Annotated in this window: 18 protein-coding genes; 15 read left to right on the plus strand and 3 right to left on the minus strand. The window is 43.1% G+C overall.

What is annotated here, in order from left to right:
• Positions 1–40 precede the first annotated feature (40 nt).
• Positions 41–514: a low molecular weight protein-tyrosine-phosphatase gene (locus I1A42_RS04755; RefSeq protein ID WP_161154883.1), complete on the plus strand. Its 474-nt coding sequence runs from the start codon at positions 41–43 to the stop codon at positions 512–514.
• 638 nt (positions 515–1,152) lie between these two features.
• Here the strand turns inward: I1A42_RS04755 and I1A42_RS04760 are convergent.
• Positions 1,153–2,427 (minus strand): outer membrane protein transport protein, encoded by a 1,275-nt coding sequence (locus tag I1A42_RS04760; RefSeq protein WP_196122795.1) that lies wholly within the window; start codon positions 2,425–2,427, stop codon positions 1,153–1,155.
• Between the two features lie 884 nt (positions 2,428–3,311).
• On the opposite strand from I1A42_RS04760, the gene fadI reads away from it, so the two are divergent.
• The 3 genes from fadI to I1A42_RS04775 all read left to right on the plus strand — a co-directional run bounded on the left by fadI (position 3,312) and on the right by I1A42_RS04775 (position 7,601).
• Positions 3,312–4,619 carry an acetyl-CoA C-acyltransferase FadI gene (gene fadI, locus I1A42_RS04765; protein WP_196122796.1) on the plus strand — a complete coding sequence of 436 codons (1,308 nt, stop codon included), beginning with the start codon at positions 3,312–3,314 and terminating at the stop codon, positions 4,617–4,619.
• On the plus strand, positions 4,619–6,736 hold the full coding sequence (gene fadJ, locus I1A42_RS04770; protein WP_161154889.1) for a fatty acid oxidation complex subunit alpha FadJ: 2,118 nt from the start codon (positions 4,619–4,621) through the stop codon (positions 6,734–6,736). The genes fadI and fadJ overlap by 1 nt, the downstream gene beginning before the upstream one ends.
• Before the next feature lie 316 nt (positions 6,737–7,052).
• Positions 7,053–7,601 (plus strand): NAD(P)H nitroreductase, encoded by a 549-nt coding sequence (locus tag I1A42_RS04775; RefSeq protein WP_161154891.1) that lies wholly within the window; start codon positions 7,053–7,055, stop codon positions 7,599–7,601.
• A gap of 54 nt (positions 7,602–7,655) precedes the next feature.
• On the opposite strand, the gene I1A42_RS04780 is transcribed toward I1A42_RS04775, so the two are convergent.
• Positions 7,656–8,531 carry a LysR family transcriptional regulator gene (locus I1A42_RS04780; RefSeq protein ID WP_161154893.1) on the minus strand — a complete coding sequence of 292 codons (876 nt, stop codon included), beginning with the start codon at positions 8,529–8,531 and terminating at the stop codon, positions 7,656–7,658.
• Positions 8,532–8,772: 241 nt separating this feature from the next.
• Between I1A42_RS04780 and I1A42_RS04785 the strand changes: the two genes are divergently transcribed.
• The 6 genes from I1A42_RS04785 to recR all read left to right on the plus strand — a co-directional run bounded on the left by I1A42_RS04785 (position 8,773) and on the right by recR (position 14,207).
• Positions 8,773–9,894 (plus strand): response regulator, encoded by a 1,122-nt coding sequence (locus I1A42_RS04785; protein WP_161154895.1) that lies wholly within the window; start codon positions 8,773–8,775, stop codon positions 9,892–9,894.
• An 89-nt stretch (positions 9,895–9,983) separates the two neighbouring features.
• Positions 9,984–10,391, plus strand: a complete 408-nt coding sequence (locus I1A42_RS04790) for a YbaN family protein (protein ID WP_161154897.1) — start codon at positions 9,984–9,986, stop codon at positions 10,389–10,391.
• Positions 10,392–10,534: 143 nt separating this feature from the next.
• Positions 10,535–11,080, plus strand: coding sequence for an adenine phosphoribosyltransferase (gene apt, locus I1A42_RS04795; RefSeq protein ID WP_161154899.1), 546 nt, complete (start codon positions 10,535–10,537; stop codon positions 11,078–11,080).
• A 21-nt stretch (positions 11,081–11,101) separates the two neighbouring features.
• A complete protein-coding gene (dnaX, locus tag I1A42_RS04800; protein ID WP_196122797.1) occupies positions 11,102–13,177 on the plus strand; it encodes a DNA polymerase III subunit gamma/tau in 2,076 nt (691 codons plus the stop codon).
• 75 nt (positions 13,178–13,252) lie between these two features.
• Positions 13,253–13,585, plus strand: coding sequence for a YbaB/EbfC family nucleoid-associated protein (locus I1A42_RS04805; RefSeq protein ID WP_161154903.1), 333 nt, complete (start codon positions 13,253–13,255; stop codon positions 13,583–13,585).
• A 19-nt stretch (positions 13,586–13,604) separates the two neighbouring features.
• On the plus strand, positions 13,605–14,207 hold the full coding sequence (gene recR / locus I1A42_RS04810) for a recombination mediator RecR (protein ID WP_161154905.1): 603 nt from the start codon (positions 13,605–13,607) through the stop codon (positions 14,205–14,207).
• Between the two features lie 44 nt (positions 14,208–14,251).
• Here recR and I1A42_RS04815 read toward each other — a convergent pair whose 3' ends face one another.
• Positions 14,252–14,500 carry a YkgJ family cysteine cluster protein gene (locus I1A42_RS04815; RefSeq protein WP_161154907.1) on the minus strand — a complete coding sequence of 83 codons (249 nt, stop codon included), beginning with the start codon at positions 14,498–14,500 and terminating at the stop codon, positions 14,252–14,254.
• A 213-nt stretch (positions 14,501–14,713) separates the two neighbouring features.
• Between I1A42_RS04815 and I1A42_RS04820 the strand changes: the two genes are divergently transcribed.
• Genes I1A42_RS04820 through I1A42_RS04840 form a run of 5 tightly spaced genes read left to right on the plus strand, consistent with a single transcriptional unit; the run spans position 14,714 to position 21,121 of the window.
• Complete coding sequence (locus tag I1A42_RS04820) at positions 14,714–15,166, plus strand: YcgN family cysteine cluster protein (protein WP_196122798.1); 453 nt, start codon at positions 14,714–14,716, stop codon at positions 15,164–15,166.
• A 56-nt stretch (positions 15,167–15,222) separates the two neighbouring features.
• Positions 15,223–16,818 carry a tyrosine-type recombinase/integrase gene (locus I1A42_RS04825; protein WP_196122799.1) on the plus strand — a complete coding sequence of 532 codons (1,596 nt, stop codon included), beginning with the start codon at positions 15,223–15,225 and terminating at the stop codon, positions 16,816–16,818.
• Positions 16,815–18,677 (plus strand): hypothetical protein, encoded by a 1,863-nt coding sequence (locus I1A42_RS04830; protein WP_196122800.1) that lies wholly within the window; start codon positions 16,815–16,817, stop codon positions 18,675–18,677. The genes I1A42_RS04825 and I1A42_RS04830 overlap by 4 nt, the downstream gene beginning before the upstream one ends.
• A 3-nt stretch (positions 18,678–18,680) precedes the next feature.
• Positions 18,681–20,663, plus strand: coding sequence for a site-specific integrase (locus I1A42_RS04835; RefSeq protein ID WP_196122801.1), 1,983 nt, complete (start codon positions 18,681–18,683; stop codon positions 20,661–20,663).
• On the plus strand, positions 20,660–21,121 hold the full coding sequence (locus tag I1A42_RS04840; protein WP_196122802.1) for a hypothetical protein: 462 nt from the start codon (positions 20,660–20,662) through the stop codon (positions 21,119–21,121). The genes I1A42_RS04835 and I1A42_RS04840 overlap by 4 nt, the downstream gene beginning before the upstream one ends.
• The last annotated feature ends 105 nt before the right edge of the window (positions 21,122–21,226 follow it).

Genomic DNA, 21,226 nt, shown 5'->3' on the forward strand with positions numbered 1-21,226 from the left:
CGGTAATGGGAAAGTGTTTACGTGTGATGAGGAGTCGTTAATGGTAGATAAACCCGTGTCTATTTTAGTTGTTTGTATGGGGAACATTTGTCGTTCGCCAACTGCTGAAGCTGTGTTTAGAGTCAAAGCGGAGCAATTAGGTATAAAGGTAGATATTGATTCTGCAGGAACGATTGCCTATCACCAAGGCGAGTCCCCAGATCCACGGGCACAAGCAGCAGGTCAAGCTAGAGGTTATTCGTTTAAAGGCATCCGGTCGCGGCAAATACAGAAGCAAGATTTCGTCGATTTTGACTATATTTTTGCTGCTGATGAACAAAATAAGCGTGACTTATTGCATGATTGCCCAAAGGAATTTCAACACAAGATTTCATTATTATTGAGTCACATAGCGTCAGATTATCATGAAATTCCCGATCCCTATTATGGGGGAGATAAAGGGTTCGATTTAGTGTTAGATTTATTGGAACTATCGGCCGAAGCAATTTTAAGAAAGGTGTGCGAATGTCACTAGCTATGAATAGATATGTAAAATTTAGGTAAAAATCTATTTGATTTTTGTGTCGATCCAGACAACACTAGTACAATATGAAAAAATGTTAATATAACACTTACTAATTAATATACTACTAAAGTGGTGTGGTATTTCCATTGAACGTGTGTAACTATCTGATTGTAAAACAACTAAGTTGTAAATAGATGATACTAATCACGCTTTTGGGGATGCAGGGTAATGATATCCGTTATTAAATAATGTGTTTTATGTGAGCTGCTAAAGCGATCTCTTATGAGTAATTAGCGTAAGCTAGTGAGTAAGGTGATAGGGTGTTAGCCATTAGGTTGCGGCTAAACACAATAAGTATTTTGATCACCTGAGGTTTTTTCTCGGGTAGGTAAGAAAGAATATTGCTCAGGTCGTGCAAGCGAACAGTGAACAGCGTAGGCGAAGACAAAATTTTAAGGCCTTTTGATTTTCGTGATCTCACGGTGTTTTCTGCCATTGGGGAGGTGGCTGAGCAATCCCTCATCGTTGGAGTGTCATCCTGTGTCGCTCCAATCATCTCAACTTTTTTCTTGTCATTTAATGAGAGAGTTTTCTTTTAGTACAGAGTAAAAAGGCCGCTTAGCGACCTTTTTACTAACTGGAAGAGCTTAGAAAGTACGGCTGTATTGCAATCCCATCAAAACAGCATCAGCACGAGTTGTTGCTGTTAGGGTTGTACCTGCAGACGTTTCTTTAACATCGACATCTTTACCTAGTAGGTAAGTGACCCCGAAGTCAACATTTGACTGATCGTCAATCGTGTAGGTTAGGCCAGTTGAGAACCATTGGCGATCTGAATCTGGTACTGAAATCGAAGTAACGGAATCTTGAGCGCTGGTATCGTACATATAGCCTGCACGTAGAGTCCAAGTCTTATTCACGTAGAAAGTACCACCAATCGCATAGTGCCAGCCATCTTGCCAGTCATACTGTTTTTCGTATGTTTCGCCAGCTGATGTCATAGCAACAATAGGTGAACGGCTTGAATCTAGGTTATCAAAGTCGATATTGTCAAATGAACTCCAACCGATCCATTGAACGCTGTAGTGCACGGCAAAACGAGTGTCTTTAATACGGTGGTAGCCAGAGAATTCTGCGATGTCTGGTAGTGGTAGAGTGATCTCTTGGCCATAATCGTCTTTCGCTTTGAATTCAGGGCTGTAGTGGTAAGCAAAGCCAAAACGGTTATTTTCATCCATTTCGTACACTGTACCAAGGTTAAAACCGACAGCCCAACCATCCGCTTTGTCTACGTTTACTAGCGCAGTACCGGCAGTAAGAGACGTACCTAATTTGTAGTTTGTTGCTGCTGCAAGTGTCGCACTTGCTTTGCGCTTCATCGTGCCTTGACCATAGATAATGTCTAAGCCTGCACCAAAGCTCCATTCTTTGCTTAAACGGTATGAGCCAGCAAGGCCAAAGTTAAAGCTTTTAAGGTCAGTCAAACCACCGTATTCAGAGGCGGTGTAATCACTAGAGAATTCTGTTTTTGTACCGAAGTTTGAATAAGCATCGATACCCCAAGCAAATTTATCATTCACTGGTACGATCAAATGAATGTTAGGGGCTACGGAGGTGCCACCAACGTCGTCCGTATCATCAATCGATGTCGTCCCATTATAGGTGGCATCTTTAACATCGATCATGGTCGTGATCGTTTCAAAACCCAAAGAAAAAGAGGTTTTGTCAAATAGCGCCATTGTTGCAGGGTTACGAGCCATTGATGCAGCGTTATCTGCAATGACCGCGTCACCAGCAAAAGCACGGCCAAGGCCTGTTGCTGATTGGGCATTAAGTTGGAACCCGGCAGCAGCAGCTTGCTGAGTCGCTAGACATATGGTCGAAGCAATCAGTGTTTTGGTAAACAGACGCGTCTTTTTCATGTGTATTTCCTATAAAACTCCGCCTCTTTTGGGCGTTATTTCGAGCAATTGCTCAAGAAGGTGCAGATACTAGTCGTTAGTGTAAAGGATACATATCCGACCATTGGCTAATTTGGCGATAAATTTGCCAAACTGACGGCTAAATGAGGTAAATAGGCTATGAAACTGAATGAAATAGAGTTTATGCTCTAATGGGGTTTCCCCAGTTTTTGACGTGCTGCTTGTGGTTTAAAATAGGAGTATATGCACCACGCTAACGAGAAAAGAGAGATTTTCTGGTAAAACGTCATTTTGAGGTGAAAAAATAGATTTTTAATATAAATATCCCCAAATGCCCTCAAGATGCAGAAGTCAGAGTTTTATCACGCTAGGAATGGTCATTCCCTTTACGCGCGGTAGCCTTGCTGGTAGTGAGTTGTAAAGAAAAATATGCACAGAGATTGTTTTGAATCAAATTTCAATTTCATGCTGCTTATAAATCACCTTAAAATTGATCTAATTCAAATTTTGTTGTGTTGAAGCCGTTATAGTTGTTCATGTCATCTAGTTAGCCGTAAGGCTAGCGTGTTGAGCAAGATGACACTTCCTTTTGAAGGCTGACTTTACTTTCTCCTAATCAGGAAACTGATTATTTTCAATTGGCGTAAGTTAATTGCTTTATAATTCCGACCACACAAAGCATTGTGTGGTTTTTTTTTGCCTATTTTATGCTTGGCGGTCGCTTATTTGTCGAGCCTAGTTATATCTCACGTTTATTCTAGCCCGTATTTGCCAACCCTAACATTCTGATTACACTTTAAATCATAGAAATTGTGTATTGGTTTAGGAAGCAGCAGTAGGGTTTAAGCTGCATTTCGAAGTAATTTAACTACCTAGGAATGGATATGGCGCGTCAAAATGTTTCTACACGTTCTGGTTGTCGGGTTGCGATTGTAGCAGGACTACGAACGCCTTTTGCCCGACAAGGTACTGAATTTAAAAACCTAACTGCAATCGATCTCGGGCAAATGGTGGTAAGTGAATTAGTCCATCGATACGATCTTAACCCCATTCCTATTGATCAGGTCGTTTTCGGTCAAGTCGTACAGATGCCTCAGGCCCCAAATATTGCCAGAGAAATAGTGCTAGCATCACAATTGCCTGTTGCTACCGATGCGTTTAGTGTAAGCCGAGCGTGTGCAACGAGTTTTCAAGCCATCATTAACGTTGCTGAAAGTATTATGGTAGGCAGTATTGAATCAGGCATAGCCGGTGGCGCTGATTCTTGTTCAAATTTGCCGATAGGCGTCACGCAAAACTGTGCTGCAACGTTACTCGCGATGTCAAAGCAAAAGACGTGGTTGGGTAAAGCTAAATTGTTGCGCCAATTGTCATTGAAAGATTTTCTTCCTGTTCCCCCTCCTATTGCAGAATATTCGACCGGCCTCTCAATGGGAGAGACCGCTGAGCAGATGGCGAAGACCTATCATATTAGCCGCCAAGAGCAAGATGAATTGGCGCATCGTTCACATCAACATGCCGAACAGGCTTGGCAAGAAAAACGCCTTGATCAGGAAGTGATGACGGCTTTTCTTCCTCCGTACCAACAAGTACTAGCGAAAGACAATACCATTCGAGCTCACTCTACATTGGAAGAACTCGCTTTGTTAAAGCCCGTTTTTGATCGCCGTTATGGGAGTGTGACTGCGGGTAATAGCACACCACTGACTGATGGGGCAGCTGCAATAGTGTTAATGGCTGAAGATAAAGCGCGAAGCCTAGAGTTACCTGTATTGGGCTATATTCGCTCTTACGCGTGGTCAGGGCTTGGTGTTGAAAAAGATATGTTATTAGGCCCTGCCTATGCGGTGCCGAATGCATTAGACAAAGCAGGGATTCAACTCAAGGATCTCACGCTGTTCGATATGCACGAAGCATTCGCTGCACAAGTGCTTGCTAACTTAAAACTATTTGCCAGTGAGCATTTTGCAACTCACCAACTGAGGCGTTCGAAGGCCATTGGTGAGGTAGATATGGATAAATTTAACGTTCTCGGAGGATCCATTGCATATGGACACCCATTTGCTGCGACAGGAGCACGTTTAATTACTCAAACGTTGAATGAACTACAGCGTCGTGGTGGAGGATTGGCCCTTACAACAGCATGTGCTGCTGGTGGACTTGGTGTTGCGATGGTATTGGAGAGTGAATAATGGCATCTGAAAATCGAGGCTTTAGTTTATCAATCGATAACCATTCAGTTGCGTGGTTACAAATCGATTTACCTAATGAAGCGGTCAATACCTTGCGTGCTGAGTCTGTGACTCGGATTAATGAAATACTTACTGAGTTACAAAATCAGCAACAACGCATCAAAGGATTAATCATTTACTCGGCAAAGCCGGATAACTTTATTGCCGGGGCTGATATTAACATGATCGACCGATGTCAATCTGTTGATGAGGCGCGTCAATTAGCTCACACCGGACAAGATGTCTTTAATCAGTTACAGAGCCTGACTTTTCCCGTCGTTGCGGCTATTCATGGTTCGTGTTTAGGAGGAGGATTAGAGTTAGCGTTGGCATGTGATTATCGTGTTGTTAGTGATGATGACAAAACACGGTTAGGCTTTCCTGAAGTTATGCTTGGACTACTACCTGGCGCAGGTGGAACCCAACGATTGCCAAGGTTGGTTGGTTTGATTCCCGCATTAGATCTCATACTGACTGGGCGTTTGTTGAGAGCTGGAAAGGCGAAAAAACTGGGGTTAGTCGACGATGTAGTCCCGCAAGATATTTTGTTAGAAGTCGCGCAAAGATGGCTAGAAAAAAAGCGGCCGAAGAAACCTCTGTCTTCCATGTTTGAACGTATGCTAACTCACTCTAATTTTTTACGGCGACTTGTGTTTGATAAAGCGGCGGCAAAAGCCTTTGAAAAAAGTCGCGGCAACTATCCAGCGATTGACGCGATTTTTCAGGTCATGCGGGTCGGTATGCAGCAAGGAATGAAAAAAGGTTTGCACGAAGAAGCGAAGCAATTTGCTGATTTGGTTATGACCAAGCAGTCGCGCGCTCTTAGGCATCTGTATTTTGCCAATAATATTCTCAAGAAACACTATCCGAGTGATGGCTTAGTTCCGATTGAAAAAGTGCAAGTTGTTGGTGGTGGTTTAATGGGGTCTGGGATTGCCTACGTGACTGCCACCAAAGCACAAGTGATGACTCGCATTCAAGACGTGAGTGAACAAGGCGTGCTATCGGCGTTACAATACAGTTATACTCGGCTTCAAGATAAACGTACTAAACGTCATTTAACATCGCGGCAAGTAAAACAATCCTTGAGCCGTCTCTCTGGCGATCTCTCTAACGCGACTCTACCTCAGGCTGATTTAGTCGTAGAAGCTGTGTTTGAAGATTTAGCGCTTAAGCAGCATATTGTCAGCCAGTTCGATCAATTCGCGCCTCAACAAGCCATTTTTGCTACCAATACGTCCTCATTACCAATTAGCCAAATCGCTGAAAATTCATCTCGTAGTGAGAATGTGATTGGCTTACATTATTTTAGTCCAGTAGAAAAGATGCCGTTGGTTGAAGTCATACCGCATAAACATACTTCTTCTGAAACGGTTGCCAAAACCGTAAGTTTTGCTCGTCGCCAGGGGAAAACGCCGATTGTTGTCAAAGACAGTGCTGGATTTTTTGTAAATAGGATATTAGCGCCATATTTAAATGAAGCTGCGCAGTTAATGCTTGATAACCAACCGATAGAAGAGATAGATGCGGCATTGACCAACTTTGGATTTCCGGTTGGGCCGTTATGTTTGCTTGATGAAGTCGGTTTAGACATTGGTGCAAAAGTTAGCCCGATACTCGTACAAGAATTAGGGGATCGATTTAAAGGGCCAGATATTTTTTCGGTGATGCTTAATGACGGCAGAGTAGGGAAGAAGGTCAGAAAAGGGTTTTATCATTACCCAGTAGACAAACCTAAAGAGGTCGATCGTCAGGTCTATCGGTTGTTTGGTTTGTCGCCAGAAAGTTATTTAACGCCTAAAACAGTGGCTATGCGCTGTTTATTACCAATGCTCAATGAGGCTGTTCGATGTCTAGATGAGGGAGTGATAGCTGCGCCCGAAGATGGTGATATAGGTGCAGTTTATGGAGTCGGTTTTCCGCCATTCTTAGGTGGTCCATTCCATTACATGGATGGATTAGGGTTAGTTTGTATTTCTGAGTTAATGACTCGTTATGCTGATACTTATGGACCCAGGTTTTTTCCTTGTGAAGGCATTATCCAACGAGCAGAACAAGCGAAAGCATTTTATGACTAAATAATTACGCATCAAGGTGCTTATATGAGGTTGTTGCTCTTATCTTGAGAGCCAAGAAAAAGGCAACTTATGCCGTAATAGCATAAAAAGTTAGTTTTTTATTTTGAATGAGAATGTGAAATGTAAGTTTATAACTCGCTTTTAATGTTGCTAAATTGCTAAGCTATTGCGTTGAAAATTTAGCATAGCTAACAAGATATAGGTCACAGTTATCAGTGTATTTATAATTTAGAGTGATAACTCTATCAATGTAATAAGCTGTCTTTATCTGTACTTATTGAATTCTCCCCAATTCGCGCGTTGATAAGGAATCTGTATGGACGCATTAGATTTATTACTCTCACGTCGTTCTATGGCGAAGCTTACGTCACCAGCTCCTGAAGGTAAGATTCTCGAAAATATAATCCAAGCAGGCTTGAGAGCTCCTGATCATGGCAACCTAACGCCATGGCGTTTTGTTATTGCTCAGGGTAGTGGTCTACAAAAACTATCAGATATATTGGTGAAAGCGGCTGTTGCAGAGCAAAGTGATGAGTCGGTCGTTACTAAATTAAAAAATGCCCCATTTCGGGCTCCGATGGTGATTACTGTTATCGCTAAGGTCACGCCCCATGAGAAAGTGCCAGCTCTTGAACAGCACCTGTCGGCAGGATGTGCGGTTCAAGCAATGCAAATGGCTGCAGTGGCTCAGGGGTTTCAGGGGATTTGGCGTTCTGGTAATTGGATGTTCCATCCTGACGTTCATCATGCATTTAAGCTAGAAGGTGAGGATGAAATTGTCGGGTTTTTGTATTTAGGTACGCCTACCGGAAGCGCTATGGCTCCACCTAAAAGAGCATTGGGTGATTTTGTAGAATTTTTATAATTGAGTGACGGAGAGGGCCTTGGTATGTAAGGCCCTTTCGTTCTCTATTAGTATTTAGTGAATGTGGTAACTAATCACAAAGTCAATGAATAAGCGGACTTTTTCCGGTAGATGGTCTTTGTGGTTATATAACATATAAATATCACGAGGATTCGCGGACCAGTCGTTCAGTACGCGAACTAATTTGCCTGCTTGGATGTATTCATCCAGCATGACATCAGGCATTAATGTAATGCCTAACCCTTGTGTGCAAGCATGACGCACAACGTCAATAGTATTGGCCTGAAAACGGCCTTTATCTAAATTGACAACGGATTCGCCTTTATTGTTAGTTAATTGCCATTTAATCAGTGGGTAACCTTTCAATAAAGAATGTTGGGTGAGTTCTTCGGCGTGATTCGGTGTCGGGTTTTTTGCTAAATAGTCTGGACTTGCTACTAATATGTCTTTCACTTCACTAATTTTACGGGCAATCAAGCTTGAGTCCCGTTGAGGACCTACTCGGAAGATAACATCCCATTCAGTGGGGTCGAGGCGGTCTGCGTGATTACTTGTCGTCAATTCAATATTGATTTCTGGATATTCCTGCATGAAATCAATAAACATTGGCATCATTAATCGTTTAGTAAGGTTGGAAGGAGCAGAGATTTTTATTTTCCCTGACGCCCCACGGCACTCATCGGTGATTTCTTCTGCCATTGAGGCTAGCCGTTCTAGTAATGGAGAACATTCACCAAAGAAGCGTTCTCCTGCTTCGGTCAGTGATAGCTTGCGGGCATGGCGATTCAAAAGTCTAAGATTCAACGAATCTTCAAGCGCTTGAATGCGTCGGGTGATGGTTGCTACGGGGATCATAGTCTTACGTGAAGTTGCGGTGTAGCTGCCATTTTCGACAACCAGTCGAAAGAGGTTTAGGTCATCTAATTTCATAGTTCCTGACACATTATTTTATGAGTTGGAGTAATTTATACGCATATCGGATGTCAAAGTTTGAGACATATCAACGACTAGTATGATATGTCATATTCCATACATATAGTATGCAACTATGTGTAAAACCGGAATATTTGTATAAATGTTATTTCAAGACTACCTTAATAGGTAACGTATGAAACTATCCTATAACAATAAAAAAATTTGTGAACAGGAAGAGCATAGTGAGGTAGATGCTATGTACAAAACTAATGTTCAAAATGATGATGGAGCTGAGGGGCAGGTGAACCTGAACCAACAATCTAAAGTCATTATGCTTGTTGACGACGATCCGATCTTTCGTCGTATTACAGGCGCGTTTTTAGCGGCTCAAGGATATGAAGTCGTTGAGGCTGAGGATGGACTCGATGGATTACGTAAATTACAGGAGGCGCAGCCGGATCTCATTTTATGCGATCTCTCTATGCCCGTGCTAAACGGTATTGAGTTTGTTGAAGAAGTGAGCATGGAATATCCGTCCATGCCTCTCATTGTGGTATCGGCGACTCAAGATATGTCGGAAGTCGCGAAAGCGCTGCGTTTTGGCATTAAAGATTTTCTGCCTAAACCTATCAATGACCACCAACACTTGAGTTGCTCCATCGAAAGTACTTTAGAAGCGACAGAAAATGCTATGGCCAGCCATCGCGATTTTTCTAGTCAGTGGTTTCGTGTTGATGGTGAAGGTGAGTTACCTGAAGAGCGAGAGTTGCATTGGCACCTTGATTACTTACACAAGAATCCAAATGCAGCGAAAGAGTTACTTCATGCACTGTTACCTGACAATGATACGGCGCAAGGTGCCTGGCACTGCAGTTATCGCTTGCTGCAATCAACAGAAACGATGCCATTAGTGTTTGATTATGTATGGCTGTTAAACGGTCAAATGGCCTTTTACATTGTTGATTCCTCAAGTAACGATGAAAGCGGGGTAGGGACAACCTTACTTGTACGGGCCTTGTTCCATGATTACTTACGTAATTTACGACGTAATAGCGTTGATTTAAAAGACATGGCGGCCATATTAGAACGTGGAATTAAATGTTCAGAATGTGCTGGGCCGGTGACTGCCTTGTTTGGACTTGCTGATTTTAACGATGGCTCGCTATCGATCTTACCTGCAGGATTAGACAGCCAATGGTCAAATGAAGTTAAAAAGCATCATATTGCTGGTAATGTGTGTTTGGGTAACAATTGCTTGAAAAACTTTGTCACTAATGACTTGTCGATTACCAAAGGCTGCAAAGTGGCGATACATAACACCGGAGCTAGCAGTTTTACCTTCGATATTTATACTAACCAAGATCTATACGAAATATAACGTGTTATAACGATCGCGCTTATTAGGGGGAAAGACCAATAAGCGCGACCCATTTCTGTGTTCTCTACCTTCAGTCCCATGTTAAATATATGTCTCTGATTCGAAAATCTCTCACGCGTTTTGCGTGTCTTCTCTTAGGATGGATTGCACTCTTATTAGGTATTGTTGGCATTGTATTACCTGTTTTGCCAACCACTCCTTTTATTTTATTGGCTAGCTTCTGTTTTATAAGGTCTAGTCCACGTTACCATTCATGGCTACATCAACATCCTTGGTTTGGGCCGATATTAACCAATTGGGAGAAAAATCGATCTGTATCAAAAATAACCAAACGGCGCGGTTTGGTTGTTATTGTTCTAAGTTTCTGTTTTTCAATTTATATTGTTCGGTATTTATGGCTTAAAGTGCTATTATTTGTCGTTTTTGTCGTTCTTATAAGCTGGTTTATTAAGCTACCAGTGAACGAGCTAGTTGATAACAGGCGTGAAAATCACTAGCATTATGAAGAAGTGTGCCCACTCTTCGAGTGGGCGTTTGTTTTTTCAGCGCTTAGAAATTATTGTATTTCGGGCGAAGAACCATAAACAGCAATGCTGTGATTATTCACGGGAGCATTGTCTCAATCGAAGTTAATTTTATTATGACAACCGAAACTCTTTCACTTATTAAATCAAGCATTAAAAGCATTCCTGACTACCCAAAACCAGGCATTCTGTTTCGTGACGTAACCAGTTTGCTAGAAGATGCAAAAGCTTATCAAGCGACCATTCAACTTTTGGTAGATAAGTATAAAGCTCACGGTTTTACCAAGGTGGTAGGTACGGAAGCTCGTGGTTTCCTTTTTGGTGCCCCATTAGCGCTTGAATTAGGTGTGGGTTTTGTACCTGTACGTAAACCAGGCAAACTACCTCGTAAAACTATCGCACAAACCTATGATTTGGAATATGGTACAGATACCTTAGAAATTCATGTTGATGCGATTCAGCCTGGCGATAAAGTGCTTGTTGTTGATGACCTTCTGGCGACTGGTGGCACAATTGAAGCGACCACTAAACTGATTCGTCAATTAGGCGGCGAAGTGGAGCATGCTGCATTTGTCATCAACCTACCAGAGATCGGTGGAGACAAGCGCCTGGAAGGTTTAGGCTTGAACGTTTACAGTATCTGTGAATTTGACGGTCACTAAACACCCAAAACGGAAGTATTCATGAGTTATCTTGCTCTCGCGCGTAAATGGCGGCCTACTCAGTTTAAAGAAGTAGTTGGTCAAGCCCATGTTTTAACTGCATTAGAGAACGCTCTTGCACAAAATCGTCTTCATCATGCTTATCTGTTCAGCGGTACTCGCGGGGTAGGTAAAACATCTATCGCTCGTTTATTAGCGAAAGGGTTGAATTGTGAGACTGGCATTACAGCCACACCTTGTGGTGAATGTGCAACTTGTCGTGAAATCGATCAAGGTCGCTTTGTCGATCTACTCGAAATCGACGCAGCTTCTCGCACTAAAGTAGAAGATACGCGTGAGTTGCTGGATAATGTACAGTACAAGCCTGCTCGGGGCCGATTCAAGGTTTATTTGATCGATGAAGTACACATGCTCTCGCGCCATAGTTTCAATGCGTTACTTAAAACGCTTGAAGAGCCGCCAGAGTATGTGAAATTTCTTTTAGCAACAACGGATCCACAAAAGCTTCCTGTGACGATTTTGTCCCGTTGTTTGCAGTTCCACCTGAAACCTATCAGTGTGGACGATATCCAGCATCAGCTTGCTCATATCATGCAGCAAGAGCAAATAAGTAGTGAAGCCAAGGCGCTGAATATGCTGGCTCATGCTGCCGATGGCAGTATGCGTGATGCGCTTAGTTTAACTGACCAAGCGATTGCGTTGGGGAACGGTAATATTCAAGCCGATATTGTTTCTCATATGCTTGGTACGTTAGATACAGACCAAGCACTGCACCTGTTGCAAGCCATTAGCTCTCAATCACCTCAAATCGTTTTAGACAGTATTCAGTCACTGGCTGAAATGGGTGTTGAGTGGGATGGTCTATTGCAACAATTAGCAACGCAGTTGCATCGTGTTGCAATGTATCAAGCTCTACCCGCTACACTCGATAAAGAACTCCCTGATGCCGATAAAATAATGCATCTAGCTCAGGTGTTAGCGCCACAAGATGTTCAACTTTATTACCAAATGGCACTGAAGGGACGGCAAGATCTACCGCTATCGCCTACCGGACGCGTGGGTATTGAGATGATTGTCTTGAGAATGATGGCCTTTAAACCCTCTCAAGTTGCTGTCGCGCAGTCTTTGACCACTCAACCAGCGGTAAGTCAGCCTGCGCTAACTAACGATGTGATGCCACCTCAGCGAAACAAAGCACCAGCATCTGAACCGTTGCGTGCGCAACATAGCCCGATGAATACGGTGGCGAATCATGCGCCAGACGCTACGCCGCTAAGTCCATCTGTGCCAGAGGCTGCACCACAAAATGACGTACAAGCTGTACCTCAACCATCGGAATCTACGCCAGAGCCGACACCGAGTGTGTCTCACTCACCGGTGGGTGGTTTACGTCATCAATTACGTTCACAGCGTAAAGGGTTAAATCAACCGAAAGAAGGACCTGGCGTAAAAAAGGCCCAAGCGGTATCTGAAAAGCCTGTTTCTGTACTAGAACGGGTAGCCCAACGAGGTCATCAGAATGGCCACCAGATGCCGCACAATGCTCATGCTAATGAAGCTACTATTGAACCTGAAGTGGTTGATGAAAGTAACTATCAATGGCGTCCATCTCAACCACAGCAGCAAGTTCAACCAAAAAAAGAACTGACACCAACGCAGTTAAAACGTGCATTGGAGCATGAGAAAACGCCAGCGATGGCAGAGCGTCTGATCGCAGAAGCTTCGCAGCAAGATGAATGGGCGGCGCTCATTCAGCGTCTTGATACGGCAAAGTTGGTGGAGCAAATCGCATTAAACTCTACATTTCATAAAAACGGTTCACTCATAGAGTTGGTGTTGCGACCGACTCATGCGCACCTCAACACAGACAAAGCTCAGAGTGAACTTCTCGAAGCGATTAATGCCCAATTAGGTGAAGATTGTCAACTGACGGTTACGATTGGAGAGTCTGGCGAAACACCTCTAGAATTACGTGAAAGGTTGTATCAAAGCAAACTTTCACAAGCGATGGAAAGCCTTGCTTGCGATCCTAATGTACAATTTATTGAGCGCCGCTTTAATGCGGAGTTGGATAAAGATAGTGTAAGACCGATTTAATTGTGTGGGGTTGAATCTACAGCAATACGACCCCACAATATGTGAAACAATTCAAGACGAACCAGAGAGAATAAGATGTTTGGTGGAAAAGGTGGAATGGGCAACCTAATGAAGCAAGCCCAGCAAATGCAAGAGCGTATGCAACAGCTTCAAGAAGAAATTGCAAACATGGAAGTCACCGGTGAATCTGGTGCTGGTCTTGTTAAAGTTACCATCACAGGTAGTCACAACACTCGTCGTGTTGAAATTGACGAGAGCTTGATGGAAGACGATAAAGAAATGCTAGAAGACTTGATCGCAGCGGCATTTAACGATGCTGCTCGTCGTGTCGAAGAAACTCAAAAAGAGAAAATGGCGTCTGTCACTGGCGGTATGCAATTACCACCAGGCATGAAAATGCCGTTCTAAATCTTAGAGAAGGTTAATAATGCGAACCAGTCCTATGCTGGAGCATTTGATGGAGGCCTTACGTTGTCTGCCTGGGGTTGGCCCCAAATCAGCGCAACGTATGGCCTTTCATTTGTTACAGCGCGACAGAAAAGGCGGCTTACAACTGGCGGATGCTTTGAGTAAAGCAATGACAGAAATTGGCCATTGTAAGGAGTGCCGTACTTTCACCGAAGAAGACGTATGTAACATCTGTAATAATCCGAAGCGATGTGAAAATGGTCTGCTTTGTGTGGTTGAAAGCCCCGCAGATATTGCTGCTTTGGAAGCCACTGGTCAATATTCAGGACGTTATTTTGTCTTAATGGGGCATCTCTCACCACTCGATGGTATTGGTCCTAGTGATATTGGCTTAGATGTGTTGGATTTTCGTCTACAACGAGGGGATGTGACAGAAGTAATTCTGGCCACTAACCCAACTGTTGAAGGTGAGGCCACGGCACATTACATCGGTGAACTATGTCGAGAGCATGGTGTAAGCGCGAGTCGCATTGCCCATGGTGTTCCTATGGGTGGTGAACTAGAACTTGTCGATGGTACAACTTTGTCTCATTCGCTGTTAGGTCGTCAAAAACTCTCTTAATAAAAGGCCGCATTTCAATGCGGCCTTCCTGTCTTCATCTGTGGTTAGGTTATTGCTTCTAACTCGGTAATTATAGTAATTGCCTGATGTGACGTGTCACCACAAATGTCTGAACTGGCTTTGAATTGATGGCACACCTTAGGGCGCTCAGGCTTACCGAATAAACGACATAAATTTTCTTCGTTAAGCTGGATACAACGCACGCCAGCGGGCTTACCCTTTGGCATCCCTGGAATGGGAGAAGAAATACTGGGTGCTATACAGCATGCACCACATCCAAGACGACATTCCATCATTCACCTATAATGAATATGACAACAACTAATACGCCGTTAAACCAATCTTTAGCAGCGCAGACAATTTTAAAGAGCGCGCATCCTATCAGAGTTTTAAAAGGGAATCGACAGAAACCTGTCTGGTCATTTCTTGCCTGATAGTTGCACTTTCACGACAACACAGGTATAAATGCCCCCCCATTTATTAATATCTAGTAAAGAGACTAACGTATGACCACACCATTCTGGCAGACCAAATCATTAGCTCAGATGACAGAGGATGAGTGGGAATCATTATGCGACGGTTGTGGCAAATGCTGCCTACATAAATTGCTTGATGATGATACGGAAGAGGTCTATTACACCAACGTTGCATGCAGTCTTTTAAATGATAAAACGTGCAGTTGTAAAGATTATCCAAATCGTTTTGCGTCAGGGGAAGAATGCTTAAAATTGACGCGAGATAAAATCAGTGAATTTAACTGGCTACCTGATACATGCGCCTATCGATTACTTGCTGATGAGCAGCCATTACCAGAATGGCACCCACTGATCACAGGCTCAAAAGCGCAAATGCATGCTTGTGGTGAAAGTGTACGTAATAAAGTGGTTTATGAGATAGATGTGATTGATTGGGAAGACCACATCCAAAACTTACCTGATAGACTAAAACCTCATAATTAACTTTCAAAGTTGAGAATACTGTGTATGCTGGTTGTATACACAGTATGAGGTTTAGTATGTCAGATAGCGATGAAAATCAGAAAAAGATCATACGAAAAGAAGTAGAAATTTCGACTATCTCTAATTTCGTTTACGAGAAACCATTGGTATCTATTGATGAGAATGGCGAACCTCAGGTTACCTACCGTGCTAATGGCAACAAGATCCCCATTAAGAAACTTCCCTTACTCAATATCGCCGGGTATGACAACAAAGACAACCTAATTTGCTACCAGCCATTAGATATGGTCAATGAGTTCTTATTGTCGAAAGCAATCGATGATGGTGTGCTTGAGCTTGGTACAGATGCGCAGGGGCTTGCCCATTACTTCAGTTTTGTCTTGGACAAACAGGCTGAGTGGGATGCTGAATGCGATGTAGAGGACTTTGACCCTCTCTATGATGACCCCCGCCCAGAATGGAATGTCTTTCCTCGCAATAAACAAGAGCGCTTAACCTACCAATATCGAGACGGAATCAAGCAGCTCGCTATTGAGGGTGTATTGGCTAAAACAACAGCCAGGCAATACATGAGCAGTGTTGTTAGTTTCTATAAACATTGTCTTCGCCAGGGCATTCGCTTCAATAACCCTCCCTTCCAGTTTGAGACAGTGAATATCCATTTCGAGGCGTCTGCATCCAGTATGAAAGCATACCAACGCAAGCAGGTGCACACGACAGATATGCGGATTAAGTTTTCTAAACCAGCTTGCAGTGGCGGCACAAACCTCAGTAATCTGCGCCGTGACTTAAAACCGTTTACCAATAATGAATGGAACCTCCTGCAAACCATCTTAATGAAATCCCGTAGGGTGATTCGCCATGGTGACAACAATAAACTGCATTCATTACCGATTGAGTTCTGTCTGCACCCCATGATTTGCCGTAATACTGGATTGCGGAGAGAAGAAGCAGCGAGCCTTCACTTAGGACAGATAGTTAACCCCGAAACCATGATTCAGGATGGCAAAGAGGTGTTTAAAAAGCCCGTGATGAATTTGGGTGTTGGTGATAAGTACCAGTCACTCACAAAGACAGCTGAGGGCTTCGCAGAGAAGAACAAAAGCCGCGTTACCATTATCCCCGCGACATTGATGAAGATTCTTTACGATTACTCCCAGTCCGACAGGTATCAAAAGCGCCTTAAGAAATTCAAAGCATGGTGCAAGGAGCAGTCTGAGGCAGGTAATACGCATTTTTTTGAGGGTGATGATGCCATTAACCCTAAATTGGAATACCTGTTTATTACCCAATCCGGGAAACCCATGTTTACGCGGCTACAAGACTTTACCGGGCGCTGGGTAGAGATACGTAACACTGCAAATATAACCCGAGGTCTTGACCACCCTATTGTCGGCTCCCTGCATAATTTACGTTCAACTTTTGCCGTGAATATCTTCCGCCACCTTTTAAATAAAAAAGATGAGTATGGCAATCCCTCTATCACGCCCGATGAGGCATTAGATAGGGTGTCAGCTCTGCTAGGCCATGAAGATAGATCAACGACGATAGAGTACCTGAAAATTGCACAGGATATGCCCTCTGCCGATGAAATCTACGAGGACGTACTGGATTATATTGGCGCTTTTGATGACTTGGAGGCGGCAGTATGATGCTAGGACGTAAGCGTACCAAAATTACAACAAAGAAGACCAGCGCACCTATCATCCCACTTCGCTTTGAAGATATGGTATTAGACTGTGGCAATGGAATGAAAGCCTACACCCACCGCCTACGCTACCGTAATGTCCCGACAGTGAAACAGATTGAATCAGGGAGTGGCGTGTTGGCAAATCGGGATGATATCGTAAGGGATATTCACCAAAGGCTATATCCCTTACCTGAAAATAGGTCAAAGCAGAGTTATTTTTCTGGGCTTGTTAATTACTTCCAGTATCTTGACGGCATTAGCTATCAAGGTGACTTATTCAGTAATGCAGCCATGATTGATTGTATTAAGCACTTCAATAAATTACGTGAAAAAGGTGAGCGGCTATCGGTAGTAATGTCGATTAAAATCAGCTTATCTTTCCTATTAAGGCTGTGGAATCGAGAATCCGACCTCAAGACGTTGCCAGAAGTTGCTGCATCTCCTTTGGCTGAAAATAAGGCGTTTCATGTGGAAACAGAGTTGAAGCCGTTATCAAAAATATTGGTTAAAGGCGCTCTGACCTTTCAAGAAGCGATTGAGAAGAATGAGTTACTAGATATCCATCCGTTCTTTGATGAAGAACGGTTTGATGAACAAGCAAAATGTCTTGGCTGGACATTAAGGCAATGTTCAAACAAGAAAATGGGCTTAAAGAGTTGCATGAAACCCACGTCTCTAACTTTAAAGAGAAGCCCGCTTCCACGTGAGCAACTTCATCGGCAGGTTTTTTATAATCAGGCATCGCGCAATTGGTTTTTCGTATTCTCAATGCTGACAGGCATGAATACATCAGTGCTCGCTAACGTGCAGCATAAGGACGTTCAATTTAAAAGTATTGGCAGTGGACGGTTTGTTTTTGACGGTGAAAAGTTCAGGGCAGGCTATAAGGGGTTAGATAATAGCGCTGGATTTAGCCTGCGAACCAAAGAGCTTATCACCCGTTGGCTTAAAACATGTAAAGAGATGTACCAATCATTGGGTATTCCGTTGTCAAATGAGCTTCCTCTTTGTCCTTTCTTTAGTGTCAGCGGTGAGGTATGGACATTCAATACCCATGGTTCAAATATTGGCTACATTAATATTCAGCTTAAGAAGATAACGGGCTTGACCGTTAATGCAAGCCGATTCCGGGCAACAAAATCAGATGTACTGATGCGAGTCACTGAAGATATTTTCCTTGTGTCACAGGGGCTGAATGATACCGTAAATGTTGTTGCCAAACGGTATTCTAGCGGTGTTCAGGCAGACCACGATAATAACCTCAATGCCACGTTTGGCGCGTTAAGCTCAATTGCTAAGGGTGAGGAAATTGGTAAAGCCATTGAGGACGCTAAAGTGATGCGCAGCGATATTTTATCAGATTATGATTATAAGAGTTTGCGTAATCGTGTAAGTAAAGAGCAACCATTAATGACAACACCCACTGGTATCAGATGTGCTGGATCAACACCAGAGAAGCTCGTTGCTGAGGCGAGGCGCATGAAGCAGTTGGGTATTGATTTTTCCCAAGATACTGGGCGTTGCACTGATTTTCTTGGTTGCTTTGATTGCGACCGCCATAAATTGGTGGCGTCAAAAGACGATATCTGGCTGATGTTGTCTTTTCTAGAGCAAATTGAAGACCTTAAAGAGATGGTAGCGCGTAATTCCACACCTAAGGATGAGTATTTTGTAGTGGAAGGTATGTTGAAAAAAGTCCTTCGCAGGATGAAACAAAAAGCACCTAAAAACTACGCTCAAGCAAAGCAAAAAGTGGATGACGGTGATTACCACCCGCTTCACCAAGACCGAGCCAGCACAAGTCAATTCTTTAAGGGATAATCTATGTCTAAAAAGCTTATACAACTTCGCCAAGAACTCGCTGAAAATCCATATGTGACGTTTGATTCTAACGGTAATGGTGTGTCACGAGTTTTTGACGAAAAGTGGGACTTTACCGCCCTGAACCAGAATAAAAAAACAGTCTCTTTTGGATATATTGATGAGAAGTACCGTCACGATATTCAGTCTTATCTCTATGCACTGATTCAATACCAAAAGGAAAAATCAAACTCTGGCTCCCATGGAGCTGTTAGCTCGTTGATAAAGTGTAGGAATCAATTAAACACACTTGCAATACGTTGGGGAAATAGTGAGTTCAGTTCGCTTTCGAGCGAGCGAGAATGGAAAAGGTGTTCCCAAATGTTGCATGGGGTTGGCGGTGAAAGTGTGTGCCGATACATTGCGTCGACGATTAATGCACTGAATAGAGCCGGTCTTGTAACGCGTTATGTCAATAAAAAAGAGTATATCAAGTGGAATAACCCTGATGCTGGTGAGGGGCAAGCGATAGCATTTCCTGAAGCTATTCATGTCAGTATTTTAAGGACAGTTGTTGATTTTGTGGAAACCTATCACCCCTATCGCCATCAGATTTCAGATGCGATGGAAAAGTTATATGCCTATCAGGATGAAATGTACAATGTTGAGTTTGAAGCTCTGGGTTGGAGAACCCTAAACGAGAGGCAAATGCAGGTATTCTCCAGAAGGATAGCTAGAAGAACAAGGAGGTGGCCTGAACGAAATGCCATTCCTAATTTCTCTTTTCACAGGCGAGGAAATTGGTTAGGTAAATTGCTCAGGATGTGCTTTATCTGTGTGGGGATATTCTCCGCTGCCCGAAAGGAAGAGTTGCTTTCCATGAACAAAGATAGCTATGACGATTCACTGGCTGATGTACCGAAGGTTTCAGGTTTTTCTACAAAAGGAAATAAGGGCGAAAAGATATATACATCGTGGAATACTGCCCCTATCGCAAAACTGGCACTGGAGTTAGCTTTTGACGCCACGCAAGCCGCAAGGAAATATTCGTTAGAGAAACTGGATGACGCCTATCAAAATGGTCAGTTAACTAAAGACAAATATAATGCAATGCGACAAGATCTTGAGAGTGCTTTTATTTCTTCTGATATTCCTTATGGCAGTGAAGCACTCATAAATAAAGCATCGTTACAATACAGTATTGACGGGGCGGTTGATGCATTAAACATGAATGAGTTCAACATTACTGCGACCGCTGAAGATGTTGAAGAATTCGATCTGTTAAATCCAGACCGCGCAGGGAGCTTAAAAGTCGGAGGCGGTTTACCAAGGTTTAGTCCACATGATTTAAGGCGGAGTTTTGTGGTTTTTATGGTGAAGAACCGTCTGGGCAACGCACTCACAGTCAAATATCAGCTTAAACACCGCAATATTAATATGTCCAATTGGTATGCGAATTACTCCGAACTGGCTCGTACTAACCAACTGCTAATGGATACAAAGCTGATGAGTGAGTTTGATGAAGCCATTGAAAGTTCAGCGGTCGATGCATGGGATGATATTTACAATGTATCCGACATTTTAAGTGGTGCAGAAGGCGAGCGTATAGCCCAGAATAAAGCTGAGCGGCTAGCACAAGGTGAACAAATCGTTATGTCACGAAGTGAATTGTTAGCTTTGGTAAGGTCTGGTGACAAATCCATTGTATTACTGCCTACGGGGGGGTACTGCACCAACCGCAATTGTGAGCGCCTCTGCTCACTGATGGATATCGTTGAAGCTCCTTGTACGCATAAGATTATCACTGATAAAGCGGCTAAAAGGCTTTCAAGGGAGCGGGACAACCTCATTGCTTCATTCAGAGCAATCAATGACATGGGTGATTATGCCAATGAGTTGATTCTGGATGCCAGAAAAAAGAAGATTCAGTCTATTGAACCAACTCTAGTCAAACACAGCATCCCTTTTGATAACTTCAATGATGATATTAAGGCGGTGTGGTCATGAAAGTAGAGTATAAGGCAACCTGCAAGGCCGAGGGGTTACTGGTCAATGCGTTTCAGCGACTATTAGATGGTAAGCCAATTCATGTCAAGGCGATGGGTAAGCTCACGTTAAACCGGATCAATAATGAAGCCCAGCTTGGCAATAGCTATGTCCATAAGTTTAAAGAGTTTGTGGCTTACGCTAAACCTGTGATCGACGAATACAACCACAACCGCGATAAGGCTATGACAACGGGCTTAGATATTGAGTTGGATGTCCCTTTGTCTGAGCTTGATAGGCTAAAACACGACTTAAAAAAAGCCAATGAGCTTAAGGATAAATACAGGGTGCAACGAAACAATGCAGTTGAAGCCAGAAAGCAGTTAGAGGCTGAAAATGCTAGGCTTCGCTTTAGGGTATTTGACCTCCAACAAGAGCTGTTAGAACAAAATGCAGTTGTAACACCGATTAAACTATAATACTGATTTAGCAAGGTTTTCTCCCGATTAAAAAGTGTAAGTATAATCGGGAGAGTTGATGTGAGGGCGTACAGAATTTTGTGTAATCTAATTTTGACTAGATAT

Source organism: Vibrio nitrifigilis (genome assembly GCF_015686695.1).
Lineage (GTDB): Bacteria > Pseudomonadota > Gammaproteobacteria > Enterobacterales > Vibrionaceae > Vibrio > Vibrio nitrifigilis.